This window comes from Virgibacillus oceani (assembly GCF_041521345.1).
Lineage (GTDB): Bacteria > Bacillota > Bacilli > Bacillales > Amphibacillaceae > Virgibacillus_N > Virgibacillus_N oceani_A.
This window is the reverse complement of record NZ_JBGOHB010000027.1, coordinates 60,419-68,657: the sequence shown is the minus strand read 5'-3', so window position 1 is coordinate 68,657 and position 8,239 is coordinate 60,419. Positions and strand designations below refer to the sequence as shown.

Here is an 8,239-nt window from a genome sequence, read left to right as displayed (position 1 = left end):
GGTCGTATTGTTATTAACTATATCTCCATATTTTTCTAAATGAATACTTCTATTTCGTTTAGAAATTCATTTTCATGGTAGTTGGTGGCGATGCGTAGCATAGCCATGGTTGTTTCAGTGGGGGATGCGGGAACGCAGACAAAAATCGCCACGTCCTGGGACTACGGTACAGTGGTTCCTCGTCCCATCATAAAGAATTGTGGCAACGTCTGCATGACCTGCGTCCTGTAGGCCTAAACCCCCACTGAATGAAGTTTCACTTTATTTATACCCTTAAATTTAAAGTCGTACACTTAATGGCTTTGAACCACAAGTGCTGACAATGATGCTATTTTCTTCCTAAACATGGGAGCAGGCTATGAAAGGATAAATGGTATAATAGCGGAAAAGGCAAGTTTCATACTTTCCGAGTAAATCTATTTTTGTTATACGTTAGGTTGGCAACAGATAACGGGTATGGTTTTAGAGAGAAAAAATATACTAGTGGAGGAATGACAATGATAAAACATTTACAAGATGTAATTACTTTAAATAATGGCGTGAAGATGCCCGGCTTTGGCCTTGGTGTGTATAAAGTGGAGGATGGGGATGTGGTTTACCAGGCAGTGGATGGCGCTTTGGAAGCCGGGTATAGAAGCATTGATACAGCTTCTTTTTACTTTAATGAAAAAGGGGTCGGCCAGGCAATTAAAGATTCCAGTATAGCTCGGGAGAAAGTTTTTATCACTTCAAAAGTCTGGAATGATCAGCAGGGTTATGATTCTACGCTCCAGGCTTTTGAGGAAAGCTTGAAAAATCTGCAGATGGATTATTTGGATCTTTATTTAATACACTGGCCGGTAAAAGGAATGTATAAAGAAACATGGCGTGCGATGGAAAAACTGTATAAAGATGAAAGAGTTAAGGCAATTGGCGTAAGTAATTTCCATGTCCATCATTTGCAGGATTTGCTGGATGGCTGTGAAATAAAACCTGCCATTGACCAGGTAGAATACCATCCCCATTTGACACAGGAGGAGCTGCATGCTTTTTGTATACAGGAAGGCATTCAGCTTGAGGCATGGTCACCATTGAAGCGGGGACAGCTTTTAGATGATCCGGTATTAAATGAAATTGGACAGAAATATAACAAAACTGCAGCACAGGTGATTCTTCGCTGGGATGTACAAAATGAAGTAATTACCATTCCGAAAACGATAACGGACATACGAATAGAAGAAAATGCGGATATTTTTGATTTTTACCTGACAGAGGATGAAATGAAACAGATTCAGGCATTAAATAAAAACGACAGGGCAGGTACAAATCCGGACAGTTATGACTGAGGCGAGTGAAGAGTAATGATTAGCAGGAAAGTTCAATTTAAAAACAGCGTTCAAAAACATACTGGAAATATTTTTTCCCGTGTGTTTTTTTATTCTTAGATCCGGGAAGAAGATATTAAACAACAGATTATTTTCAGGGATTATTCAAAAAGAAAAAATAAATTTTCAAATAAGTAAAAAAAGAATTGACACTATTAAAATCGATGGATTATAATGAGTATACCTTGAATTATGTCGACAATCGACAATTAAAAAATAAGCGACAGGACGCGTATAACTGCATAAACTAAAATAATAGCAATTATTTACTTCTTCGTAACCTACTTCTTTTGTCCTGAAGCAATAGTCATCATCAATGCAGCAAGAATTATGACATTATCTTCAATTCTAGCTTTCGCAATCGCTTACAAACATTTTAAATAATAAGATATGAGAGGAGAGGATTTCCATGTTAGCCTTTTCTATTACTGAGTTTAAGAAGAGACTGGAGAATACGAAGCATAGGATGCAGGTTAAAGGGATTGATGTTTTGCTAATAACAGACCCTGCGAACATGAACTATTTAACAGGGTATGATGCATGGTCTTTCTATGTGCATCAATTATTGATTGTCAATCTGGAGGAAGAGCAGCCTTATTGGATAGGAAGGGGTTTGGATGCCAACGCGGCCAGGCATACGACATGGTTGGATGATATGCATATTTTGCCTTATCCTGATTATTATGTACAGTCTGACGTCAGGCATCCCATGGATTTTGTCAGCGGGTTTTTAAGACAGCAGCAATTGCATAAATTAACCATTGCAGTTGAAATGGATGCTTATTATTTTACTGCGCAAAGTTATATTAGCTTAATGAAAGGATTACCTGATGCTACGTTTAAGGATGGTACGAATCTGGTAAATTGGATTCGTATTGTAAAATCAGAACAGGAGATTGATTATATTAAAAAAGCCGCTGCTATTTCGGAAAAAGCGATGGGTGTGGCATATGAGCAGTTGAATGAAGGCGTGCGCGAATGTGATGTGGTAGCAGCTATATCCCATGCCCAGATAAGCGGAACAGAGGACTATGGCGGTGATTATCCATCCATCGTTCCATTATTGCCGACAGGGGAGAAAACGAGTGCATGCCATCTTAGTTGGACAGATGAGACTTTCCAGGATGGTCAGCCCGTTATTATTGAATTATCCGGCTGCTACAGAAGGTATCACTCACCACTAGCAAGAACAGTAGTAATCGGGAAAGCAAATGAAGAAATTCAAAGGTTAAGCGAGATTGTGATTGAAGGAGTAAATGCTGCCCTAGATACAGTTAAACCAGGTGTGAGCTGTGAAGAAATAGAGCTCGCTTGGAGAGACTCGATCGACCGTAATGGGATTAGAAAAGAGTCGCGAATCGGATATTCAACAGGTCTAAACTATCCACCTGACTGGGGAGAGCATACGGCAAGTTTGCGTCCCGGGGACAAAACCATACTTGAACCAAATATGGTATTCCATATGATCCCGACAATTGATCTAGGCCATGTCGGTATGGAAATCAGCGAATCCTTCCGCGTCACCGAAACAGGCGTCGATGTACTCGCAGACTACCCAAGAGAACTATATGTAAAACCAAATATACGTTTGGCATAAGTGAAACATGAGGGTGGGGATCTAGCTGGAGCCCACCCTCATGTTTCACTCCCAAATTAAATTTGACGGTTTTCTTCCGTTTAATCCTGCTTCCAGGTTTTCTGCAGCCAATTTTGACATATTTAACTCCGTTTCATAGGTGGATGAACCTATATGCGGGGTGGTTACCACGTTCTTCATTTCCAAGAGTGGGTTATCTGGTTCGACAGGCTCATTTTCAAAAACGTCCAGGCCGGCAGCTGCGATTTCTTTGTCTTTTAGTGCTTGAATTAAATCTTTTTCTATAATTGTTTTTCCCCGGGATCCATTAATAAAGATGCCGGACTTTTTCATTTGTTTAAATTCTTCCACGCCAATCATACCTTCAGTTTCTATCGTAAGGGGAGTCATCATGACAACAAAATCAGATTTCTTTAGCAGCTCAGGCAGTGTGCAGTAGGTTGCGCCAAAAGTTTCTTCTGCATCAGGCTTCGGAGTTCTTGTATGATACAAAACATCCATATGAAAACCAAAATGCGCTCTGTAGGCAATCGCCTTCCCAATATTTCCAAGTCCGATAATGCCGATTTTTTTATGGTGAACATCCACGCCAAAATGCTCCGGACCAATCGCTTCCTGTTTCCATTTTCCATTTTTAACAAATTGATCCAATTCAGAAATTCTTCTTGCTGTGGCAAGTAAAATTCCGAATACAACGTCGGCCACTGTATCGTTCAATACATCCGGCGTGTTGGTAGCCAGAATGTTTCGATTTTTTAGCGCTTTAATGTCCAGATTGTTGTAACCGACAGAAACATTACTTACAATTTTTAAGTTTGGTGCATGATCCAGCAGCTGTTTGTTAACAGGAAGCTCCAAACCGATAATTCCTTCCGCTTCTTTTAAGTGTGCCAGAAATTCAGGATCCTCTATTGGGTTGGCTTTATTAAAAAAATGTACATCATACTTTTCTTTCAAATGATCTAATACGGGCTTTTCCACACGATTATAGGCAATAATCTTTTTTTTCATGGATGAACCACTCCTTTAATAACTGATGTGTCTTATTCTAATTAACAATTGAAAATGATGCAAATCTTTATGGTGGGACGAGGAACTGCTGTACCGTAGTCCCAAATTATCATTGACATTAGGCAACTATTGAATTATTCTTAATATAAGATATTTATGTCGACAATCGGCATTAAACATTAGGGAGATTAATTATCCAAAATATATCTAGATGCGCCATCATTTTCAATAAAATATAGTAACAGAAATGAAGCATTGCTGTTGGACGCAAAATTGAGACAGCAGAAGCTCTTCCTATGTTGAAGCTGATGAAAAAACGCATCACATAAACCATCCCTATGTTTTAAAGAAGGAGAGAGATGATGAGTAGTAATGAGTATGCGATTATGCAGAAGCCGTTGAGTGAGCTGATTGCTGAACAATTAAGGTCAAGGATCTGGGATAAAGATATGGCATTTGGCGAGCGTTTGCTGGAAACGGATCTTGCGCATGAATATGACGTAAGCAGGAGCACAATTCGGGAAGCTTTGAAAATACTGGAAGCAGAAGAATTGGTTGTCAGTCAGGCAAGAAAAGGAACCTATGTCGCTGATTTTACCGGCGAGGATTTTAATGAAATGATTGAACTGCGTACGCTGCTGGAAACGGTCGCCTTTAAAAAAGCACTTCCTGAACTCAATGGGGAGCATATGAAGGAACTGGAAAATATCATCATTGAAATGGAGAAAAAAGCAGAAGTAAAAGATTGGAATGCATTATTTGATTTGGATACAAAATTCCACAGCTATATTGTGAATCTATGTGGGAACTCCCGCATTGTTAAAATTTATGTGTCTCTTCAAGTACAAATCCGTACTTTTCTTATGCATCTTGATAAATATTATTCCAGTCATCAATCCTTTTACGAGGAGCATAAGGATCTATATCAGGCACTAAAATCAAAAGACGCAGAAAAAGTACAGGAAAAAGTGCGTAGACATATTGAATATGTGGAAGAGAAACTATTAGATGGTAATTATAATTAATTTTGAAGGAGGTTTTTTACAATGACAAAGCAATTTGCACGTATTCAAACAGAACTGCCGGGGCCAAAAGCAAAAGCATTACTGGAGAGAAGGCATGCCGCAGTGCCGCATGGATCGGGGTACGGAGTGCCTACCTTTGCCGAATCAGCAAAAGGGGCACTGATCAAAGATGTGGATGGCAATCAGTTTATTGATTTTGCCGGAGCTATTGGGGTTATTAACGTGGGACACAGTCATGATGAAGTTGTAAACGCTTTACATGAGCAGGTGGATAAATTTATTCATACCGGCTTTAATGTCATGATGTATGATTCCTATATTGAGCTTTCGGAAAGAATCGCAGCGCTTGCACCAGGCAGTTTTAATAAAAAGGTGATGTTTTTTAACAGCGGTGCAGAAGCAGTTGAAAATGCTGTTAAAATAGCCAAGAAGTATACAGGGCGCCAGTCTATTGTTTCTTTTTCCGGCGGGTTTCATGGACGTACATTAATGGGAATGTCATTAACAGGGAAGATCCATCCATATAAATATGAATATGGACCATTTGCACCTGAAATTTATCATGCACCGTATCCGTACCATTACCGTCGTCCGGACGAAATGTCTGAAAAAGCTTACACTGATTTTTTACTCCAGCAAATAGAAAACTTTTTTATTACAGAGGTAGATCCCAATCTTGTAGCGGCATTTGTGATGGAACCGGTGCAGGGTGAAAGCGGCTTTGTCGTCCCGGATAAGGAATTTGTTCAGGGAGTGTATGACCTTTGTAAAAAGCATGGCATTTTATTTATAGCGGATGAAATACAGACCGGTTTTGGACGTACCGGAAAATATTTTGCCATGGAACATTATGGGGTGGAACCTGACTTGATTACCATTTCGAAATCAATGGCAGCCGGAATTCCAATCAGCGGCGTGATTGGCCGGGAAGAAGTGATGGATGCTGCGGGTGCCGGTGAACTGGGCGGTACGTATAACGGAAGTCCGCTCGGATGCAGAGCAGGTCTTGCTGTACTGGATGTCATGGAAAAAGAGAATTTGAATGAAAGAGCGGAAAAAATCGGGGAAACAGTATTAAATCATTTTGAAAGCATGTATGACCGCTTTGATGTTATCGGCGATTACCGGGGACTTGGTGCCATGTGTGCACTCGAATTCGTGGAAGACCGGTCCACGAAAACACCGGCAAAGAAGATAACAGGTCAAGTTCTGCAAGCAGCCCAAAAACGAGGACTTATTGCACTTAAAGCGGGAATGCATGATAATGTCGTCCGTTTACTAATGCCGCTTGTGATCACGGATGAACAGCTGGAAGAAGGCTTAGCCATTTTAGAGGAAGCCATTGAGGAGGTAATGGCTGAGGTGAAGGCGTGATTTTTAGGTGAAATTTCCCTTTAGTTATGCGAATCCACCCGAAATAAGGAATTCAGATTGGAGTGAAAGTTGATGAGTGAAAAAAATAATTACCTAATCCACATTAATGGTGAGTGGACCGGAGAAAATCTCGATACAAAAGATGTTGTAAATCCGGCAAACCAGGAAATAGTCGGGACCGTGCCGAATGGCGGCGCGAAAGAAACGGAGCAGGCCATCGAAGCCGCCCATGAAGCATTTCACGAGTGGTCACGCCTCACTGCTTATGACCGGGCAGCTTATTTGAAGAAATTTCATCAGCTGATGCTTGATCATAAAGAAACACTGGCGGAAATGATGACATTGGAAATGGGCAAGCCGATTGAAGAATCAAGAGGGGAAGTTGTTTATGCCGCCTCTTTTGTGGAATGGTTTGCAGAAGAAGGCAAGCGGATTTATGGTGCTGTGACACCGACACATGCCGGTGACAAGCGGTTGCAGACGTGGAAGAAACCGGTTGGCGTTGTAGGTGCAATCACGCCATGGAATTTTCCTGCGGCCATGCTGACAAGAAAAATGGCACCCGCCCTTGCAGCAGGTTGTACTGTCATCATGAAGCCATCCGGGGATAGCCCGCTTACCGCAGTAAAAATGATGGAGCTGTTTGAGGAAGCAGGTTTTCCAAAAGGAGTCGTGAATTTATTGACCGGCTCATCTTCTGAAATAGCTGAGACAATGATGAAGAATGAAAAAGTAAGAAAAATTACTTTCACTGGCTCCACGGAGGTTGGCAAACTATTAATCAAGCAAAGTGCCGATCAGGTGAAAAAACTATCACTCGAACTCGGCGGCCATGCTCCATTTATTGTACTTGAAGATGCCAATCTTGATCAGGCAGTAAAAGGGCTGATAGCCTCTAAATTCAGAAATTCAGGACAGACGTGCATTTGTGCGAACCGTGTTTATGTACACGAAATAATTTATGATAAATTTGCCGAGAAGTTTGCCGAAGAAGTAGAAAAATTAAAGGTTGGTAATGGCATGGATGATGACGTGAAAATCGGCCCGTTAATTAATAAAGACGGCTTTGAAAAAGTAAAACATCATGTGGACGACGCACTGGAAAAAGGGGCGGAGGCAGTTACAGGTGCGAAATCTTACGAGAATGATACGAGTGGGTTTTTCTACACACCAACTGTACTGAAAAATATTGACCCTTCTATGGTTGTAATGCAAGAAGAGACTTTTGGTCCTGTAGCACCTATTCAAAAAATCAGCTCTGATGAAGAGGGTGTAAAGTATGCCAATGACACACCATATGGTCTGGCAGCATATGTGTATACAGATAATGTAGCCAGAGGGACAAAATTCATTGAACAGCTGAATTTTGGCATTGTCGGCTGGAATAATGGCGCTCCATCCGCTGCACAAGTGCCGTTTGGCGGCATGAAGGAAAGCGGGCTTGGCAGAGAAGGCGGTCATGAAGGAATTGAAGCATTTGTAGAGTCACAATATGTGTCTATCGGTATGGAGTAGATTTTAGGTAGAGAAAGAAGGGGGAGGTCCCCTTCTTTTCCTTCCCATAGCAAATGAACAGAATATTGACCAATCAACGTGATTATGAAGTATCGAATGAGACTGAAAAAATTTCATTTGAGGACTTATCAAGTTAATGAAGACCCGAATGGCAAAGAAAAAACTTCATTCGGTCGCTCATGGGTGTTATGAAAGCCGGAATGACGATGAAAACTCTTCATTCGGTCACTCATCGAGCTTATGAAAACCTGAATGACAGAGAAAACACCTCGTTCGGTCACTCACCGGGCCTATGAGTCCCCGAATGACATAGAAAAAACTTCATTCAGGGTTCATCGTACTTTTGAAGTAAC

6 protein-coding genes are annotated in these 8,239 nt (G+C 41.0%); 5 read left to right on the top strand and 1 reads right to left on the bottom strand.

Annotated features, from left to right (window positions below; translation table 11 throughout):
* Positions 1-497: 497 nt before the first annotated feature.
* Both ACDX78_RS17615 and ACDX78_RS17610 read left to right on the top strand, forming a co-directional pair.
* Positions 498-1,325 (top strand): aldo/keto reductase, encoded by an 828-nt coding sequence (locus tag ACDX78_RS17615; protein ID WP_486029471.1) that lies wholly within the window; start codon positions 498-500, stop codon positions 1,323-1,325.
* Positions 1,326-1,773: 448 nt separating this feature from the next.
* Complete coding sequence (locus tag ACDX78_RS17610) at positions 1,774-2,961, top strand: M24 family metallopeptidase (protein WP_486029470.1); 1,188 nt, start codon at positions 1,774-1,776, stop codon at positions 2,959-2,961.
* Between the two features lie 45 nt (positions 2,962-3,006).
* Here the strand turns inward: ACDX78_RS17610 and ACDX78_RS17605 are convergent, their stop codons facing one another.
* Positions 3,007-3,972 carry a 2-hydroxyacid dehydrogenase gene (locus tag ACDX78_RS17605; protein WP_486029469.1) on the bottom strand — a complete coding sequence of 322 codons (966 nt, stop codon included), beginning with the start codon at positions 3,970-3,972 and terminating at the stop codon, positions 3,007-3,009.
* 362 nt (positions 3,973-4,334) lie between these two features.
* Between ACDX78_RS17605 and ACDX78_RS17600 the strand changes: the two genes are divergently transcribed.
* The 3 genes from ACDX78_RS17600 to ACDX78_RS17590 all read left to right on the top strand — a co-directional run bounded on the left by ACDX78_RS17600 (position 4,335) and on the right by ACDX78_RS17590 (position 7,886).
* The gene (locus tag ACDX78_RS17600) at positions 4,335-4,997 is read left to right on the top strand and encodes a GntR family transcriptional regulator (RefSeq protein ID WP_486029468.1); all 663 of its coding nucleotides are present in this window, start codon (positions 4,335-4,337) and stop codon (positions 4,995-4,997) included.
* Positions 4,998-5,018: 21 nt separating this feature from the next.
* Complete coding sequence (gene gabT, locus ACDX78_RS17595) at positions 5,019-6,371, top strand: 4-aminobutyrate--2-oxoglutarate transaminase (RefSeq protein ID WP_486029467.1); 1,353 nt, start codon at positions 5,019-5,021, stop codon at positions 6,369-6,371.
* Between the two features lie 72 nt (positions 6,372-6,443).
* Positions 6,444-7,886: an NAD-dependent succinate-semialdehyde dehydrogenase gene (locus ACDX78_RS17590; protein WP_486029466.1), complete on the top strand. Its 1,443-nt coding sequence runs from the start codon at positions 6,444-6,446 to the stop codon at positions 7,884-7,886.
* Positions 7,887-8,239 lie beyond the last annotated feature (353 nt).

Excerpts from the sequence above, each read along its gene's own strand:
- ACDX78_RS17615 (WP_486029471.1), top strand. The coding sequence starts at position 498 with ATGATAAAACATTTACAAGATGTAATTACTTTAAATAATGGCGTGAAG.
- ACDX78_RS17610 (WP_486029470.1), top strand. The coding sequence starts at position 1,774 with ATGTTAGCCTTTTCTATTACTGAGTTTAAGAAGAGACTGGAGAATACG.
- ACDX78_RS17605 (WP_486029469.1), bottom strand. The coding sequence starts at position 3,972 with ATGAAAAAAAAGATTATTGCCTATAATCGTGTGGAAAAGCCCGTATTA.
- ACDX78_RS17600 (WP_486029468.1), top strand. The coding sequence starts at position 4,335 with ATGAGTAGTAATGAGTATGCGATTATGCAGAAGCCGTTGAGTGAGCTG.
- gabT (WP_486029467.1), top strand. The coding sequence starts at position 5,019 with ATGACAAAGCAATTTGCACGTATTCAAACAGAACTGCCGGGGCCAAAA.
- ACDX78_RS17590 (WP_486029466.1), top strand. The coding sequence starts at position 6,444 with ATGAGTGAAAAAAATAATTACCTAATCCACATTAATGGTGAGTGGACC.